Origin of the sequence: Enterococcus sp. 7F3_DIV0205 (assembly GCF_002141365.2) — a bacterium.
Taxonomy (GTDB): Bacteria; Bacillota; Bacilli; order Lactobacillales; family Enterococcaceae; genus Enterococcus_L; species Enterococcus_L palustris.
The window spans coordinates 1,582,054-1,599,036 of record NZ_CP147244.1 but is presented as its reverse complement, the minus strand read 5'-3'; the positions used below and the strand labels follow the sequence as shown (position 1 = coordinate 1,599,036).

Annotated in this window: 15 protein-coding genes; all 15 read left to right on the top strand. The window is 35.1% G+C overall.

Annotated features, from left to right (window positions below; translation table 11 throughout):
- The first annotated feature begins 40 nt into the window (after positions 1-40).
- On the top strand, positions 41-823 hold the full coding sequence (locus A5821_RS07535) for a glycosyltransferase family 2 protein (RefSeq protein ID WP_086313955.1): 783 nt from the start codon (positions 41-43) through the stop codon (positions 821-823).
- Positions 823-1,656, top strand: coding sequence for a glycosyltransferase (locus tag A5821_RS07530; protein ID WP_086313954.1), 834 nt, complete (start codon positions 823-825; stop codon positions 1,654-1,656). Before A5821_RS07535 ends, A5821_RS07530 begins: the two co-directional genes overlap by 1 nt.
- A complete protein-coding gene (locus A5821_RS07525; protein WP_086313953.1) occupies positions 1,657-2,370 on the top strand; it encodes a glycosyltransferase family 2 protein in 714 nt (237 codons plus the stop codon). It begins immediately after the preceding gene.
- 129 nt (positions 2,371-2,499) lie between these two features.
- A complete protein-coding gene (gene rfbA / locus A5821_RS07520) occupies positions 2,500-3,369 on the top strand; it encodes a glucose-1-phosphate thymidylyltransferase RfbA (RefSeq protein WP_086313952.1) in 870 nt (289 codons plus the stop codon).
- 13 nt (positions 3,370-3,382) lie between these two features.
- Positions 3,383-3,955 carry a dTDP-4-dehydrorhamnose 3,5-epimerase gene (rfbC, locus tag A5821_RS07515; RefSeq protein WP_086313951.1) on the top strand — a complete coding sequence of 191 codons (573 nt, stop codon included), beginning with the start codon at positions 3,383-3,385 and terminating at the stop codon, positions 3,953-3,955.
- Positions 3,956-3,979: 24 nt separating this feature from the next.
- The gene (gene rfbB / locus A5821_RS07510) at positions 3,980-5,008 is read left to right on the top strand and encodes a dTDP-glucose 4,6-dehydratase (protein ID WP_086313950.1); all 1,029 of its coding nucleotides are present in this window, start codon (positions 3,980-3,982) and stop codon (positions 5,006-5,008) included.
- 201 nt (positions 5,009-5,209) lie between these two features.
- Positions 5,210-6,052: a dTDP-4-dehydrorhamnose reductase gene (gene rfbD, locus A5821_RS07505; protein ID WP_086313949.1), complete on the top strand. Its 843-nt coding sequence runs from the start codon at positions 5,210-5,212 to the stop codon at positions 6,050-6,052.
- Between the two features lie 47 nt (positions 6,053-6,099).
- Positions 6,100-8,043 carry a DUF2142 domain-containing protein gene (locus A5821_RS07500; protein ID WP_086313948.1) on the top strand — a complete coding sequence of 648 codons (1,944 nt, stop codon included), beginning with the start codon at positions 6,100-6,102 and terminating at the stop codon, positions 8,041-8,043.
- A 30-nt stretch (positions 8,044-8,073) separates the two neighbouring features.
- On the top strand, positions 8,074-8,802 hold the full coding sequence (locus tag A5821_RS07495; RefSeq protein WP_086313947.1) for a glycosyltransferase family 2 protein: 729 nt from the start codon (positions 8,074-8,076) through the stop codon (positions 8,800-8,802).
- A complete protein-coding gene (locus A5821_RS07490; protein WP_086313946.1) occupies positions 8,802-9,143 on the top strand; it encodes a DUF2304 domain-containing protein in 342 nt (113 codons plus the stop codon). The genes A5821_RS07495 and A5821_RS07490 overlap by 1 nt, the downstream gene beginning before the upstream one ends.
- Complete coding sequence (locus tag A5821_RS07485) at positions 9,143-9,487, top strand: hypothetical protein (protein ID WP_086313945.1); 345 nt, start codon at positions 9,143-9,145, stop codon at positions 9,485-9,487. The genes A5821_RS07490 and A5821_RS07485 overlap by 1 nt, the downstream gene beginning before the upstream one ends.
- Before the next feature lie 152 nt (positions 9,488-9,639).
- The gene (locus tag A5821_RS07480; RefSeq protein ID WP_086313944.1) at positions 9,640-10,434 is read left to right on the top strand and encodes an ABC transporter permease; all 795 of its coding nucleotides are present in this window, start codon (positions 9,640-9,642) and stop codon (positions 10,432-10,434) included.
- Positions 10,435-10,452: 18 nt separating this feature from the next.
- Positions 10,453-11,670, top strand: coding sequence for an ABC transporter ATP-binding protein (locus tag A5821_RS07475; RefSeq protein WP_086313943.1), 1,218 nt, complete (start codon positions 10,453-10,455; stop codon positions 11,668-11,670).
- A complete protein-coding gene (locus tag A5821_RS07470) occupies positions 11,660-14,803 on the top strand; it encodes a glycosyltransferase (RefSeq protein ID WP_086313942.1) in 3,144 nt (1,047 codons plus the stop codon). Before A5821_RS07475 ends, A5821_RS07470 begins: the two co-directional genes overlap by 11 nt.
- 32 nt (positions 14,804-14,835) lie before the next feature.
- A complete protein-coding gene (locus A5821_RS07465) occupies positions 14,836-16,980 on the top strand; it encodes a glycosyltransferase family 2 protein (RefSeq protein WP_086313941.1) in 2,145 nt (714 codons plus the stop codon).
- The last annotated feature ends 3 nt before the right edge of the window (positions 16,981-16,983 follow it).

Here is a 16,983-nt window from a genome sequence, read left to right as displayed (position 1 = left end):
ACTAGCTGAACTCATCTTATTTTAAATGAGGGGCAAAAATATGAATGATAGAATAACGATCTCCATTGTTACTCACAATAGCCGTCATATTTTTGATGTGCTGGATAATTTAAAAATTGAATTGGGTCTAAACTCAAATTATGATATACATATATTTGACAATGCTTCTGAGCAACGTTATATAGAGAAGCTGGAAGGATACGGCTCTTTTATCTTCCTGCATAAATCTGAAGAAAATAAAGGATTTGGCTACGGACATAATCAAGTGCTGAAAAATGTTGACACACGTTATGCGGTGATTTTTAATCCAGATGTGTTGATTACAAAAGAGGCTTTGGATAAAATGATTCAGCGTATTCGAGAAGAGGATCAATTAGCGGCGGTTTGTCCCAAAGTATTGAATTCTGACGGTACAACACAATATTTAGTTCGTCAAAAATTGGATGTATTTGATTATATGTTGCGTTTCGTTCCATTTCAATCAGTCAAAAAGGTATTTAATAAGCGTTTAAGTTATTTTGAGTGCAGAGACCTGCCTGATAATCAAACAACCTATATAACCATGGGCTCCGGTTGTTTCATGCTGATTGATATCAATAAATTTAAGCAGATCGGCGGTTTTGATGAACGCTTTTTCATGTATTTTGAAGATAATGATCTGTGTATGAGTTTTGGAAAAGCAGGCTATAAGATCTTATATACCCCTTTTGAAACAGTGATTCATTTATATGAAAAAGGGGCACATAAAAACAAAAAATTATTTAAAATATTTTTGCAGTCAATGATTAAATTTTTCAACAAATGGGGCTGGAGGTTTTTCTAGTGGAGAATAAGTTGGTTATTACGATCGTTTTATATCAAACTGAATTCTCACAAACGCCTAGTTATGACTATCTAAAAAGCGTGATCATGGCAAAAAGTACAGTCTACCTATTTATTTATGATAACAGCCCAAAATCGCATGAGGATGAATTATTCCATCTAAAGAATGTTCGCTACATTCATGATGGGGCAAATTCAGGACTTGCTAAAGCATACAATGGTGGAAGTCAGTATCTTACGGAAGTTCAGGGAGACTTGATATTATTGTTAGATCAAGATACTATGCTGGATGAGAAGTATCTGGATACACTTTTAGAGTTGAAATTAGATGCAGCAATTGGCGCATATGTTCCGATTGTTATCTCTCATGGTAGACAAATATCACCAGTATTCTCAGATAAATATATCGGAGCTGGATCAGATTTGCCGAAAGTCGGGGTCTATTCAGAGAAAATCATGTGCATTAATTCTGGGACAGCGTTGCCTAAGTCCACGCTAGATAGTATGGGGGCTTTTAACTTGGCGTTTCCTTTAGACTTTTTAGATCATTGGCTATTTTGGAAAATACATCAATTGAATAAAAAAATCAGTGTTTTAGAGTTTCACCTAGGACATGATTTGTCTGTATTAGATTACCGAATGATTAGTAGCAAACGATATGAATCGATTATTCAAGGGGAAACACTTTTTTATAAGAATTATGATCAAGATAAATTTGATAGCCACAGAAGGCATTTACTTCTTAGAATGGTCAAACAATTTTTACGTGTGAAGAATCGCAAGATTTGGCGTAGAACATTTTCGGAGTATCGATCACTAATGAAAGGAAAATAAATGATCTCAGTTTGTATTGCGACATATAATGGAGAAAAATATTTAGAAGAACAACTTGAAAGCATCTTGCCCCAATTAGACAGTCATGATGAGCTGATTATATCCGACGATGGCTCTAAAGATGGAACGTTGAGGATAATCGATCGCTATACAGCAAAAGATAAGCGGATAAAGAAATTTAAAGGACCAGGCAAAGGTGTGATTGCTAATTTTGAGTTTGCTATCAATCAAAGTCAGGGTGAATTTATTTTCTTAGCAGATCAAGATGATGTCTGGCTACCTGAAAAAGTTCAAACAACACTAGAATTTTTTCATTCTCACCCTAAAATAGATTTAGTGATCAGCGATTTGGTGATTGTAGATGAACAGTTAGAAGTGATTGAACCTTCTTATTTTGAGTATCGAAATGTGACAATCGGTTTTCTTCACAATATCGTGAAAAATAAATATATTGGTGCAGGAATGGCTTTTCGTGGTAGATTGAAGACAAGAATATTGCCAATCCCTGCTAAAGTTCCTATGCACGATATGTGGATTGGTTTGATTGCGGCTTATCGAAATAAAAGTGCTTTGATCCCGCAAAAACTCACATTGTATCGCAGACATCATAATAATGCGAGTGAGATCGATACAAAAGCCAGCTTTTTTCAGCAACTAAAATGGCGCTGTGCAATCAGCTATGTATTGTTCAAACGAATATTTTTTAATGCGTGAAAAATAGCAACTTTACAGTTTTATAAAATATTCTTAAAACGAATGACAATCATAACTAATAATGCAATAATAGCATTTAGTGATGTTAGTAAATAATAATAAAATAAATTAGTATAAGGAGTTTTTTTCATGAAAGGGATTATCTTAGCTGGGGGAAGTGGAACCAGACTATACCCATTAACTAAAGCCACATCGAAACAATTAATGCCTATCTATGACAAACCAATGATTTACTATCCAATGTCTACGTTGATGTTGGCAGGTATCAAGGAAATTCTGATCATCTCTACACCAGATGACACACCTCGTTTTGAAAGTTTATTCGGTGATGGTAAAGATCTAGGCATCCACATTGAATATGCTGTTCAAGAAAGTCCAGACGGATTGGCACAAGCATTCATTATTGGCGAAAAATTCATTGGCGATGATAGTGTATGTTTAGTTTTAGGTGATAATATTTATTATGGCGGCGGGTTATCTAACATGTTGCAGCGTGCAGCATCAAAAGAAAGCGGAGCTACTGTTTTCGGCTACCATGTGAATGATCCAGAACGTTTTGGTGTAGTTGAGTTTGATGACCAAATGCAAGCTCTTTCAATTGAAGAAAAACCTGAGAAACCAAAATCTAATTATGCTGTGACTGGTTTGTATTTTTATGATAACGATGTGATCGAGATTGCCAAAAATATCAAACCATCTGATCGTGGTGAATTAGAAATCACAGATGTAAATAAAGTTTATTTGGAAAAGAATAAATTATCTGTTGAATTGATGGGACGCGGTTTTGCATGGTTAGACACAGGAACCCATGAATCGTTGTTAGAAGCATCAACTTTTATTGAGACGATTGAGAAGCGTCAAAATTTAAAAGTAGCTTGTTTAGAAGAAATCGCGTATAGAATGAGCTATATTACAAAAGAGGAGCTAATTGAATTAGCACAACCATTGAAAAAAAATGGGTATGGGCAATACTTATTAAGATTGGCAGAAACAGACTAGGAGCGAATAGAGAATGAAAGTTATTGACACGAAATTACAAGATGTAAAAATCATTGAAATGGACGTATTTGGCGATCACCGCGGCTTTTTTACTGAAAGTTATTCTAAAGAAAAATTTGCTGAGCAAGGGTTAGACTTTGATTTTGTACAAGATAATCATTCTCTATCAAGTGAAGCGGGCGTATTACGTGGATTACATTTTCAAAAAGGTGAAGCAGCTCAGACGAAACTTATACGTGTCGTGACAGGCGCAGTATTAGACGTGATCGTTGATATCCGTAAAGGCAGCCCTACCTATGGACAATGGGAAGGATATATTTTATCTGAGCATAACCATCGTCAATTATTGGTACCTAAAGGTTATGCCCATGGATTTGTGACGTTGACACCAGATGTGAACTTTATGTATAAGTGTGACAATTATTATAATGCACCTGCTGATGGCGGAATTGCTTTTGACGATCCTGATTTAGCAATTGATTGGCCGATCGATATTCAAAAAGCCATCACGTCTGAAAAAGATAAAAATCACCCAACATTAAAAGAATTTGAATCAGAAAATCCTTTTATTTATGGTGAAATCTAAAAAAATTTAGGAGAGATCTTGAAGATGAAAAACATCATTGTTACTGGTGGGGCAGGGTTCATCGGCTCAAACTTTGTTCATTATGTAGTGAACAATCACCCAGAAGTTCATGTAACTGTATTAGATAAATTAACATATGCAGGAAATAAAAAAAATCTTGAAGGACTACCAACTGATCGCGTTGAATTAGTTGTTGGTGATATCGCAGATGCTGAATTGGTCGATCGTTTAGTTCAAAAGACAGATGCAGTAGTTCATTATGCAGCAGAATCGCATAATGATAATTCACTGAATGATCCATTTCCGTTTGTACAAACGAACATTATTGGTACGTATACGTTAATTGAGGCTTGCCGCAAACACGATGTACGTTATCACCATGTTTCAACAGACGAAGTTTATGGTGACTTGCCATTACGGGAGGATTTACCAGGACACGGTGAAGGTGAAGGCGAAAAATTCACAGCTGAAACACCTTATAATCCATCAAGTCCATATTCCTCAACAAAAGCAGGTTCAGACTTGTTGGTAAAAGCATGGGGTCGCTCGTTTGGCTTAAAAGCAACCATTTCCAATTGTTCTAATAATTATGGACCGTATCAACATATTGAAAAATTTATCCCACGCCAAATTACCAACGTGTTAAGTGGAATTACGCCTAAGCTATATGGTGCAGGGAAAAATGTTAGAGACTGGATCCACACAAATGACCACTCTTCAGCTGTTTGGACGATCTTAACCAAAGGAAAACTTGGTGAAACGTACTTGATCGGTGCTGACGGAGAAGAAGATAATAAAACAGTTATGGAACTTATTTTAGAATTAATGGGTCAACCAAAGGATGCATATGAACACGTAAATGATCGCCCAGGTCACGATTTACGTTATGCGATCGATTCTTCTAAATTACGTGATGAATTGGGTTGGACACCTGAATTTACTAATTTCCGTGACGGTTTAGCAGATACGATTAAATGGTATACAGAAAATGCAGATTGGTGGGAAGCGGATAAAGCCGCTGTAGAAGCCAATTATGCGAAAAACGGTCAATAAATCGGTATCGTATTTCCAAATGATATCTTACATCAGATTTTAACCGAGTATGATTAAAATAATGAGTTGTTGAGCGTGAAACAAAACTAAAGATGGTTTTGCTTCACGCTCTAAATACGAAACGATAGTGAGAAAGCAGAAAGAAATATCTTTCATCAGCGATTTCTATTCTTGCTTTTTTTCTTGAAGGAGGAAATAAGGATGATACTTTTAACTGGCGGTAATGGACAACTTGGAACAGAGTTACGTCATTTGTTAGATGAGCAAGGTGTGGAATACGTTGCTACAGATTCAAAAGAATTAGATATTACAGATGCAGATAAAACAATGGCTTATATCACCAACCTTAAACCAGAGGTGATTTATCATTGTGCAGCATATACTGCTGTGGATAAAGCCGAAGATGAAGGAAAAGAATTAGACGAGAAAATCAATGTAGATGGCACACGTAATGTAGCTGTTGCAGCTAAAGCTGTGGATGCTACATTAGTTTATATCAGTACAGATTATGTTTTTGATGGAACAAAAAAAGAGGATATGTACAAGACTGATGACCAAACCAATCCTCAAAATGAATACGGACGTACAAAATTATTAGGTGAACAAATCGTTCAAGAAGTGATGGAAAAGTATTATATTATTCGTACGTCTTGGGTATTTGGTCAATATGGGCATAATTTTGTCTTCACAATGCAAAAATTAGCAGAAACCCGTGATCAACTGACTGTTGTTGATGATCAGTTTGGCCGTCCAACTTGGACCAGAACATTGGCTGAATTTATGGTTTTTGTTATAAAAGAAAATGTTCCTTACGGTATATACCATCTATCTAATGAGAACAGCTGTAACTGGTATGAATTTGCCAAAGAAATTCTAAAAAACACAGAGGTAGAGGTTTTACCAGTTGATTCAAGCAAATTTCCGCAAAAAGCAATTCGACCTAAATATTCTGTGATGGATCTTAGTAAGACGAAAGAACTAGGGTTTGAAATTCCAACATGGGAAAAAGCGTTAGAAGCGATGTTGACATCTATTAAAAAATAACGAAGATCGTATAAGGAATAGAAAGGGTTAGGGCGTTTTTATTCCTTATGAACTTTGTTACGTCTGCCCTTTATTTAATGGAGAAAAATAATGAAAAGGTATGGTGTAAAATGGTTGTCATTTCTGCAGATAAAAAGAAAAATTTATATAAGCTACTGACGTTACTTTTTGGCTGTATAATTTTTGTATTGTTGATTGAGTTGTTGGTGTTTAATTTTTCCTATTTTAGATATGGACGTGTTAGTGAGGACATAACAAATGTAACACTTGAGAATGTTGAAAAAACGGGAGAAAATACCTATAAACTGATTAACAAAACCGCTGAGGGCAAAATAGTTATCCCAAGTACTAAAAGTGGGGCAACAAAGCTTTCCTTCATATCATCAGTTGATCCAGGTCCAGATGCCATGGTAAAGATTACCAGTCCAGGAACAGATTATGGTGAACGAAAGATTCAGGATTCATTAGAAGTAATTAAAATCATTGATAAAAAAAATCCGTTGACATTAACGTTTCAAAATATTGGAGACCGAGAGTTTCAAATTGCCGATGTAAAACGAACAAATAAATTTCATTTTAACTTGATTCGATTTTTTGTTTCGTTGTCATTAGTTATCTTCATAGTGTTGATTGCTAGTGGGCTATTCAAGGGACGTTATGAGTATTTTTCTGTTTTTGCTATTATTTTATTTGGTTCGTTATTATCTATACTCATGCCAGTCGGCCAAACGATGGACGAACGGGCTCATATTATAAAAAGTATTTCAGTAGCAGAAGGAAACTTATTCTTTGAAAATGGGGACAAGTTACAGTTACCTGCCGGTTTTGAAACGATGTACGTAGAGGAACCTTATACCGCTTATGAAGAATTTAGAGATATGTACAATAAAAACAGTGCCAAAGGAACGTTAACACCAATAGAAGAAAAGAAAGAAACTTCTGCTGTAACGTATCCCTTTTTCTCTTATGTTTTTAGTGGAATAGGTGTAAAAGTAGCAATGTTGTTCCATCTGCCGATGATTTTTTATGTATGGCTTGCCAGAATATTTAATGTCTTGGCTTACGGATTATTAGCATTTTTCGCGATCAAAAAAATGCCTTATGGTAAAAGAGTAATGGCGTTTTTTGCAGCACAGCCAGTGATGTTGTATCTTGCTGCATCCATTGGAGTAGATGCATTACTAGTGGGTGTGGTCATGCTAGGGTTTGCTCAAATTATGCGAATACGCTATCAAAAATCACATATAAAACTATCGGAATTTATCTTGATTGCTGCCTGTTTTAGTATGGCAATTATTATTAAGGTGGTTTATGCACCAGTACTGGTTCTATTTTTCTTATTGGGAAGAGACAACTTTAAAAATAAAAAAGCGCAGTGGATATTATACAGTACATTATCGCTATTGCTCTTTGTTGTCGCTCTCTTAGTTTATAAATACTCATCTGATATGGGGATCAATCAGTGGAAATTACCGAATGTTGATTCTGACAAACAGATGACAAATATTATCAAAAATCCGATAGGCTATCTAAAAATGCTCGTTGTTTTCTTTTCAACAAATAGTGTTGGCTACTTAACCTCAACCTTTGGTTTAATGGGGTATGTGTTGGTGATCAATCCTTTGGTTACTCTTTTAAATATTTGTGTAACAGTATTCTTGTGCCTATTCGATTATCAAGAAGCTCAAACAAAAGAGAATGTTTATTTTAATTTAAAAGAAAAAACTATTGTCGGTTTTTCTATTTTAAGTATGATTATTTTGAGTGCCACAGCACTCTATATCACGTTTACGCCTGTAGGAGCACTTAAGGTTGATGGATATCAGGCACGGTATCTAACACCGATGGCACTTTTGGGAATGTACATGTTGACTTCACGAAAATTAGAATCTAAATATAGTGAAAAGACAATAGATAGAGTAACATTTTTTGGAATTGCGTTATTACTTATATTCGTTTTTATTCAACTATTATTAAAATACTATTTTTAATAGTTATCAACTGGTAAAGGAGGAGTTACTATGCGTGTTCTTTTAGTTATTCCTGCATATAATGAAGAAGAAAATATTTTAAATACAATTATGTCAATTGAAAATTTTAAAAAAGAGAATAATCATAAATATTCTTACACGATCGATTATGTTGTCATCAATGACGGCTCAACGGATAAAACTCAAGAGATTTTAGAAAAAAATGAAATCAATGCAGTTCATTTAGTAATGAATTTGGGGATCGGGGGAGCTGTTCAAACAGGGTACAGATACGCAGAAGAAAACGATTATGATATTGCGGTTCAGTTTGATGGGGACGGGCAACATGACATCCACAGTCTGGATGTAGTAGTACAACCAATCATTAAAAATGAAGCTGATTTTGCGATTGGTTCAAGATTTTTGCCAAATCAAAAAGCTGCGTTTCAAACCACTTTTATGCGTCGTGTCGGCATTAAGATTCTTTCTTTTTTGATTTATCTATCATCAGGTAAAAAAATTTATGATGTGACTTCTGGCTATCGCGCTTGTAACAAAAAAATCATCGGCTATTTTTCAAAAAAATATCCGACGAGTTATCCTGAACCAGAATCGACCGTACATCTGCTGAAAAAGAAATTTAGAATCAAAGAGGTTGCGGTTAATATGATGGAACGCTCTGGCGGTCAATCGTCGATTCGTTCCTTTACTTCAGTTAAATATATGTTTGAAGTAAGTATTGCAATCATCGTTTCAGGCTTTATGCGGGAGGGAGACTAATGAGTTCGATTTTAAGAATTGAGATGCTGATTTTTTCGATACTCTTTTTTGTATATATTATTCGCTCAGTCAACAAGAATATTTTCTTATTAAAAAATGCTATTAGATGGTTGTTTATATCAGCTGGATTAGTGATTTTTGCTATTTTTCCTCGTTTACCAGAGTGGCTCGGCAAGCATCTAGGCTTTGAAACAACTTCTAATTTCTTGTTGATCGCTGCGATTTTCGTTTTACTATTCATTGAAATTAAAAATTCTGCTATGTTGTCTAAGCAGCAAAATCAAATAAAACTGTTAATCCAAGAACTTTCAATAATGAAAGATAAAAAGGAGAAAAAATAATGTTCTTATTCTTAATATATGTCGTTTTATCAACCTCAGGCTTGATTTTAGTGAAGCTAGGTTCGCAAGCAAATTCAATTCAGATCACGAATGCCATTTTTTCTTTTTCGATGTCTTTTACAACGATTATAGGTTTTTTATGCTACATGTTTAGTTTTGTCCTGTGGATGGTGATTATCAGTAAGTCAGAAGTTTCTTATATCGTTCCTATGGGAGTAGCCTTTACAAATATTGCTGTTTTAATAGGCTCAAAACTTATTTTGCAAGAACAAGTTTCACTTGGGACTGTTATTGGAACCTGTGTGATTATTTTAGGGATCGTGATCATTCAACTAGCCAAATAAAAAGCCTTTAAAATCAGCTTTTGATCACTAAATCTTAAGAAAATACTTACATAACTTGAAAAAAGCGCGTATATTCTTTAAACTAGTAATGTTATGCAGCTTATTTTTAGTGGAAATATAAAAGCGATGGAATTAAGAAAGGAACAGAATCAATGATACGAGAAACACTATCCATTTTTAAAAATATCTTTAAAAATAGAAAACTGTTGTTACAGTTTTCGTTTAATGATTTTAAATCAAAGTATGCAGGTTCTGCGCTAGGTATCATTTGGGCATTTATTACCCCTTTGGTTACTGTGCTGACATACTGGTTTGTTTTTTCGCAAATTCGTGCACGAGGAGCGAATGAGGAATATCCATTTATTGTTTATTTAGTAACGGGATTGATTCCATGGTTCTTTTTCTCAGACTCATTGTTGTCTGCAACAAATGTTTTTAGAGAGTACAGCTATCTTGTAAAAAAAGTAGTCTTTAACGTACAAATTTTGCCAACCTCTAAAATACTATCAAATCTATATACACATCTCTTTTTTATTGTGATTGGTTTTGGTATTACTTCATTGACTGGCATTTATCCAACGTTACATGCGTTACAATTGATTTATTACCTATTCTGTTTGATTATTTTCTTAACAGGAATTACTTGGTTAACGGCTTCTACACAACCATTTTTACCAGATATCATGCAATTTATCAATGTGGCGATGCAAACAATTATGTGGACCCTTCCAATTTTATGGCAGCCTACTGGTTGGATCGAACAAGTGCTGAAATTAAACCCACTCTATTACATTGTACAAGGGTATCGTGATTCATTTACAGGTAAAGCGTGGTTTTGGGAACATTGGCAATATGGCTTGTATTTCTGGGGCTTTACGATTGTTCTTTTGTTAGTTGGTTCAACTGTATTTAGACGTTTGAAACCTCATTTTTCAGATGTATTATAAAGTATAGGAGAGTAAAAAATGTCAGAATATGCAATCGATATACAGAATATAACAAAAACATATAACATGTATAAAAAACCTTCTGATCGTTTTAAAGAAGCGCTTAATCCAATGAAAAAAACGTATCACGATCTTTTTTATGCATTAAAAGATGTCACTATGCAAATTGAAAAAGGTGAAATGATCGGATTTGTTGGAGAAAATGGTTCTGGTAAATCAACGATCCTTAAAATAATTACAGGTGTCTTAACACCAACTTCTGGTTCTATGAAGATCGACGGGAAAATTTCTGCGCTATTAGAACTGGGGTCAGGGTTTAATCCTGAGTATTCTGGCTATGAGAATATTTTTCTAAACGGTATGGTTCTGGGTTTTTCCAGAGAAGAAATGGAAGAAAGAGTAGACGATGTTATCAAGTTTGCTGATATTGGCGATCACTTATACCAACCTGTAAAAACCTATTCTAGCGGGATGTTTGTTCGTCTAGCCTTTGCTGTAGCGATCAATGTAGACCCAGATATTTTGATCGTGGATGAAGCGTTGGCAGTTGGAGATTTAGAGTTCCAATTGAAATGTATGGAGAAATTCACCGAAATCAAAAATTCTGGCAAAACGATTCTTTTTGTCTCACACGATGTGAATTCTGTCCGTCGTTTTTGTGACCGAACATTCTGGCTAAAAAACGGAGAAGTTGTTGAATACGGTGATACAATGGACGTAACAACAAACTACGAAAACTTCTTAAAGAAAAAATCAATCAAAACAGTCGACCGAGAAAAAACAATTCAAAATGAAGAAACGGTTCCTGATATTATCGAGGTTGATAAAGCAACCTTATTAAATGATGCTCTAGAGCCTCTAGAAATAGTCACTCAAGATGAGAAGGTCATTGTAAAATTAGAGTATACTGTTAAAAACGATACGATCAAATCACCTGTGTGTGGGGTAGCGATTCGAACAGTGGATAATAATTATGTGTGTGGACTAAACACGTTGTTAGACGGTGTTAAAATTCCGTGGAAAAAAGGTAAAAATGTCTTTTACCTAGAATATGGAAAAATGTCTCTTTTAACTGGCGAATATTATTTTGATATTGCTTTTTTTGAAGAACACGCCACAGTACCTTTGGTTTATAAAACGAAATACCTGACCATGTTTATTAGCGGTCGCTATGCAGGCGAAGGCATTGTCATTTTAGATCATGAATGGAAGGATACTATTAAAGATGAAATATGATTTTGAAATGGAAGTTGACGAGAGTACTAGTGTTGGTAAAATCGTTGCTCAAATTAAAGAAAACAGTCGAGTATTAGAATTTGGTCCGGGAAATGGGCGAATGACGAAATATTTGATGGAAGAAAAGAATTGTTATGTAGCAATCGTTGAGCTGGACAAAGAATTGTATGATCATGTCAGTGAGTTTTCTAATGACGGCTTTTATGGGAACATTGACGAAGAAGCTTGGACGAAACATTTTGAAGGTCAAACCTTTGATTACATTATTTTTGCGGATGTGTTAGAGCATTTGATGAATCCTAAAAATGCACTTATGAAAGTCAAACCTTTTTTAAGTGCAGGAGGTCAAATTTTGATCACTTTTCCAAATATTGCACATAATTCCGTTTTGATCGATCTATTCAATAATAAATTAGACTGGCGCGAAACAGGATTGTTAGATGCAACACATAAGTCTTTCTTCGTCCAAAGCGGTTTTGAAAAACTTTTCGATGAAATTGGTTTATTTATTGCCAAAGAAGATTTTACAATCAACGAAGTTGGTTATAATGAATTAGAATCCAATTATGAAGACTTGCCAGTGGAAGCACGTGCCGTATTTAAAGCGCGTCCATTTGGGGAAGTCTATCAGTATTTCTACGCACTTTCTGCTGAAGCTGTGGAGCATCCAATCCGCACAATACCAGAGAATTCAAGCTATAGAAAGAATATCCATTTTTTATATGACTGCGGTGAAGAAGAGCAAAAAGAATTTGACGTTCAACTGAATAACGTGTCTGGTGAAAATAAAACCTTTACGATCGAGATACCAGAAAATATCAAATTATTGAAAATTTTCCCGAGTTTGACTGGAACAGTAGTAGATGTAGAATTGACCGTCGATGGTAAGGTAATCCAACCAAGTGCAACAAATGCAGTCTATAACAAAGAAACACAGTATTTTTTCTCTGACACTCAAGTTCCTGTTATGGAAGTAAATAATAAAGCTATCGTTGGAAAAACGATGACGATTACGATAGATTATAAATACGAAGGTAATTTTTCTGATGTGGTTCATGGACTGATTGATTATGCTCTTACACAGCAGGCAGAAAATAATCAGTCAAAAAATACAGAATTAATGGTGAGTGAAAAACAAATGACAAAATATAAAAAAGTTTCAATCAGTAAATTTGATTCACTTGTTTCACTTAATATCGATGACATCGTTCGTCATGTTGAGGAGAAAAAGACCGTGATTCGTGGCTGGGCATATTCTAAAGAAGACAAACTACCAGTTTCCTTTAAAGTATCAGCTGAAACGACTGTTGACTATTCTGTAACAACAGAATACCGTAGAGATGTTATCGATATGTTTGAACTAAAAGGCGACCAAGAGTATGGTTTTGTAATCGAGGTGATCGATCCAGAAGATCAGCCAACTTATACATTGAATGTTTCTGCCGATAATGGTCGTAAATTACAATACCGTTTAGAGAAACCAAACATGGTACAGCCAGGTAATAAAATCCAACGTGCAATGCGTTCTATGCAGACACGGGGCTTGATTGGCTCTGTGAAGTGGTATTTTAAACGCCAGGAGCAACAAGAAACACCAGTTGATCCGTCGGCAATTTTAGAAGAAATCAAGACCTTTAAATTCCAACCTAAAATTTCTGTAGCTGTGCCAGTCTATAATGTGGAAGAAAAATGGTTGGATGCTTGTGTCTCTTCACTGCAAAATCAATACTATGAAAACTGGGAATTATGTTTAGCAGATGATGCTTCACCAAGTGATTATATCAAACCATTACTAAAAAAATACGCAGATGCAGATGATCGGATCAAAGTCATTTATCGTGAAGAAAATGGTCATATCTCAGAAGCAACAAACTCAGCATTAACGATTGCCACAGGTGATTACATCGGTTTTATGGACAATGATGATGAGCTAGCACCGCAAGCATTATATGAAGTAGTAAAAGCGTTAAATGAAGATCAAACAATCGATTTTATTTACACAGATGAAGATAAAGTCACTGAAAGCGGCAAACGTTTCAATGCATTCTATAAATCAAAATGGAATTCTGAGTTGATTTTAAACCACAATTACATTACACACTTCGTTGTTGTAAAACGTTCTTTATTAGAAAAAACAGGTGGATTGAAGACTGAATTTAACGGTGCTCAAGATTATGATTTTGTTTTACGAGCAACTGAAAATGCCGAAAACATCGCTCACATTCCTGGCATGATGTATCATTGGCGTGCCATTGAATCATCAACTGCTTTGAATCCTGAAAGTAAAGGATATGCTTATGTTGCGGGGCAACGCGCGGTGCAAGCTGCAATGGATCGCCGTAATATCAAAGCAAATGTTGAAATTGCAGAATTTTATGGTTCATATAAAATCAATTATATTTACGATACAGTGCCTAAAGTGTCTATTGTGATTACGAATGATACTGCTGATATCAATGACTATTTGAAAAAGCTACTGGAAAAAACAATTTATGAGAACTACGATATTGTTTTGCCAAAATCGATGAAAGAAAGAGTCAAATCATCTAGTAATAAGCTTATCTATAGTGAAGGTCAAACAAGAGATGAATTGGTCCAATCAAGTACAGGCGAATACACAGTTCTTTTAGATGCTGGCTTAGTCCCAACAAAAAGCAATTGGCTCGTTGAGATGATGAACATGATACAACAACCAACAGCGGGAATTGTAACTGGTCGGGTAGTGGATCATCGTTATCGTATCGAAAATATTGGTATTTCTATTGATACAGAGAAAAAACGTCTGATCTATCCTGAACAAGGAACACCTGGTAAGAGTTTAGGCTATTACTACCGTATCGCTTTACCAAGAAATGTACAGGCTGTTTCTGAAGCCTGTATGATTCTCAGAAAAGCAGACTATCTTGCCGTTTCAGGTATCACTGAAGAGTTCGGTAAGGACATTATGGGAGCAGATTTATCCTTGAAAGTTGCGAAAGAACTAGATAAAAAAATCATCTATTGTTCTTATGCTATTTTCAAAGCAGAGGAAAAGAATCAGACGCTTGATAAAAAAGGCAATTTTAAAGCATTAACAGATAAATGGTCTGAACAAGATTTAGTCGACATTTATAAAAATCCAAAACGTCAGTAAGATCAGACCTCTAAGTATAAGGAGAGCAAAACATGAACGATGAGATAAAGATCATTATTGATAGTATCTATCGAGAGAAACAAACCAATAACTTAACGGTAACTGGCTGGACTTTGAATACAGATTCAAAGTCCTCACCAGTTATTTCAATCAACAATCAAGAGCAAGTAACGTCTTTTGACATCAAACGTGTTTTAAGAGAAGATGTCAACCAAATCTATGAGGTAGAAGCAAATGTTTTAGCAGGATTCGAAATAAAGCTAGAAGGTATCCAAAAGAAGAATAAATTGGAAGTTCGTTTTGATTCGGAAGCTTCGCAATCTAGCAAAGTAGAATGGATCGATTTAGCGAAAAAACATCCTCTGATCCCTGGTACTGAAGATAAAATGGCAAGATTGATGATAAAAGTACATAAAGGCATCAATTATCTAAAAAGAAATGGTATCAAAAGTACGATTCAACGCGTAAAAATCGAAAAAATCAGAAATCAGTCTTCTTATCCAAGTTGGTTGGAAAGAACGGAACATTTTGATTTTGAACAAATCAAAGCTGAAATCAGCGCATTTCACTATCAACCTAAAATCTCAATTGCTATGCCAGTTTATAATGTAGAAGAAAAGTGGCTGCGTCGTTGCATTGATTCTATTTTGATTCAAGATTATTCAAATTGGGAGCTTTGCATGGCAGATGATGCCTCTACGGATCCTAAAGTGAAAGAATTATTGACGGATTATAGTGACTCAGACGAACGAATCAAAGTTGTTTTTAGACCAGAAAATGGACATATCAGCGAAGCAACAAACTCTGCCTTGGCTTTGGCTACAGGGGAATTCGTTGCATTATTAGATAATGATGATGAACTGCCGAGAATTGCTTTTTATGAAGTTGTCAAAGCTTTAAATGAAAATCCTGAATTGGATTTACTTTATAGTGATGAAGATAAAATCGATATGGAAGGCAATCGTTCAGATCCATCATTTAAGCCGGACTGGTCACCAGATTTATTATTAGGAACAAACTATATTTCTCATCTAGGTGTTTATCGTAGAACGATTCTTGAAGAAATCGGCGGCTTTAGAAAAGGCTATGAAGGCTCTCAAGATTATGATTTAGTCCTTCGATTTACTGAAAAAACAACGAGTAAACGGATCAAACATATTCCTAAAGTTTTGTATCATTGGCGTATGTTGCCGACATCGACTGCAGTTGATCAATCGTCAAAAGGTTATGCCTTTGAAGCTGGTCTAAGAGCGGTTCAAGATGCATTAGTTCGTAGAGAAATCAAAGGTCATGCGACTCATGGTCGGGCAAATGGATTATATGATGTCTATTACGATATTGAATCAGAAGAGTTAGTTTCGATCATTATTCCTACAAAAAATGGTTATAAAGATGTGAAACGTTGTGTTTCTTCGATCATTGAAAAAACAACATATCCAAACTATGAAATCATTATTGCAGATAATGGTAGTACAGATGAAAAAATGGAAGAACTCTATGCTTCATTTAAAGAACGACTTAATGATCGTTTTCGTGTACTTGTGATCGATATTCCATTTAACTTTTCTAAAATAAATAATATTGCGGCGAAAGATGCTAATGGAAAATATCTATTATTTTTAAATAACGATACTGAAGTGATCAATGCTGACTGGCTAAAATTAATGGTTTCTTTTGGTCAACAAGAACGGATCGGTTGTGTAGGGGCAAAATTATTGTATCCAAACAATACGATTCAGCATGCTGGCGTGATTCTAGGGTTAGGGGGAATTGCAGGGCATGGGCATTATGGTTATCCACACGGCGATTTAGGTTATTTTGGTAAATTAGCACTGAATGTTGATTATTTGGCGGTTACCGCAGCATGCCTGTTGATGAAAAAACAAGATTTTGATGCTGTTTCGGGCTTTGAAGAAGATTTTACTGTAGCGTTTAATGACGTTGATCTGTGTCTTAAAGTGAAGGAATTAGGCCGAGACAATGTTTGGCTTCACGAAGCAGAACTTTATCATTTTGAATCTCAAACACGAGGATATGATGATAAAGGGAAAAAGAAAAAACGCTTTGAAAAAGAAAAGGCGATGATGGAACATAAATGGTCGACCTTGATCGATGATGATCCGTTTTATAATCCTAATCTTACAAGAGAAATACCTAATTTTTCATATAGGGACTAGTAG

What these genes read in the sequence shown, in the direction of transcription:
- A5821_RS07535 (WP_086313955.1), top strand. Translation starts at nt 41, where the DNA reads ATGAATGATAGAATAACGATCTCCATTGTTACTCACAATAGCCGTCAT.
- A5821_RS07525 (WP_086313953.1), top strand. Translation starts at nt 1,657, where the DNA reads ATGATCTCAGTTTGTATTGCGACATATAATGGAGAAAAATATTTAGAA.
- rfbA (WP_086313952.1), top strand. Translation starts at nt 2,500, where the DNA reads ATGAAAGGGATTATCTTAGCTGGGGGAAGTGGAACCAGACTATACCCA.
- rfbC (WP_086313951.1), top strand. Translation starts at nt 3,383, where the DNA reads ATGAAAGTTATTGACACGAAATTACAAGATGTAAAAATCATTGAAATG.
- rfbB (WP_086313950.1), top strand. Translation starts at nt 3,980, where the DNA reads ATGAAAAACATCATTGTTACTGGTGGGGCAGGGTTCATCGGCTCAAAC.
- rfbD (WP_086313949.1), top strand. Translation starts at nt 5,210, where the DNA reads ATGATACTTTTAACTGGCGGTAATGGACAACTTGGAACAGAGTTACGT.
- A5821_RS07500 (WP_086313948.1), top strand. Translation starts at nt 6,100, where the DNA reads ATGAACTTTGTTACGTCTGCCCTTTATTTAATGGAGAAAAATAATGAA.
- A5821_RS07495 (WP_086313947.1), top strand. Translation starts at nt 8,074, where the DNA reads ATGCGTGTTCTTTTAGTTATTCCTGCATATAATGAAGAAGAAAATATT.
- A5821_RS07490 (WP_086313946.1), top strand. Translation starts at nt 8,802, where the DNA reads ATGAGTTCGATTTTAAGAATTGAGATGCTGATTTTTTCGATACTCTTT.
- A5821_RS07485 (WP_086313945.1), top strand. Translation starts at nt 9,143, where the DNA reads ATGTTCTTATTCTTAATATATGTCGTTTTATCAACCTCAGGCTTGATT.
- A5821_RS07480 (WP_086313944.1), top strand. Translation starts at nt 9,640, where the DNA reads ATGATACGAGAAACACTATCCATTTTTAAAAATATCTTTAAAAATAGA.
- A5821_RS07475 (WP_086313943.1), top strand. Translation starts at nt 10,453, where the DNA reads ATGTCAGAATATGCAATCGATATACAGAATATAACAAAAACATATAAC.
- A5821_RS07470 (WP_086313942.1), top strand. Translation starts at nt 11,660, where the DNA reads ATGAAATATGATTTTGAAATGGAAGTTGACGAGAGTACTAGTGTTGGT.
- A5821_RS07465 (WP_086313941.1), top strand. Translation starts at nt 14,836, where the DNA reads ATGAACGATGAGATAAAGATCATTATTGATAGTATCTATCGAGAGAAA.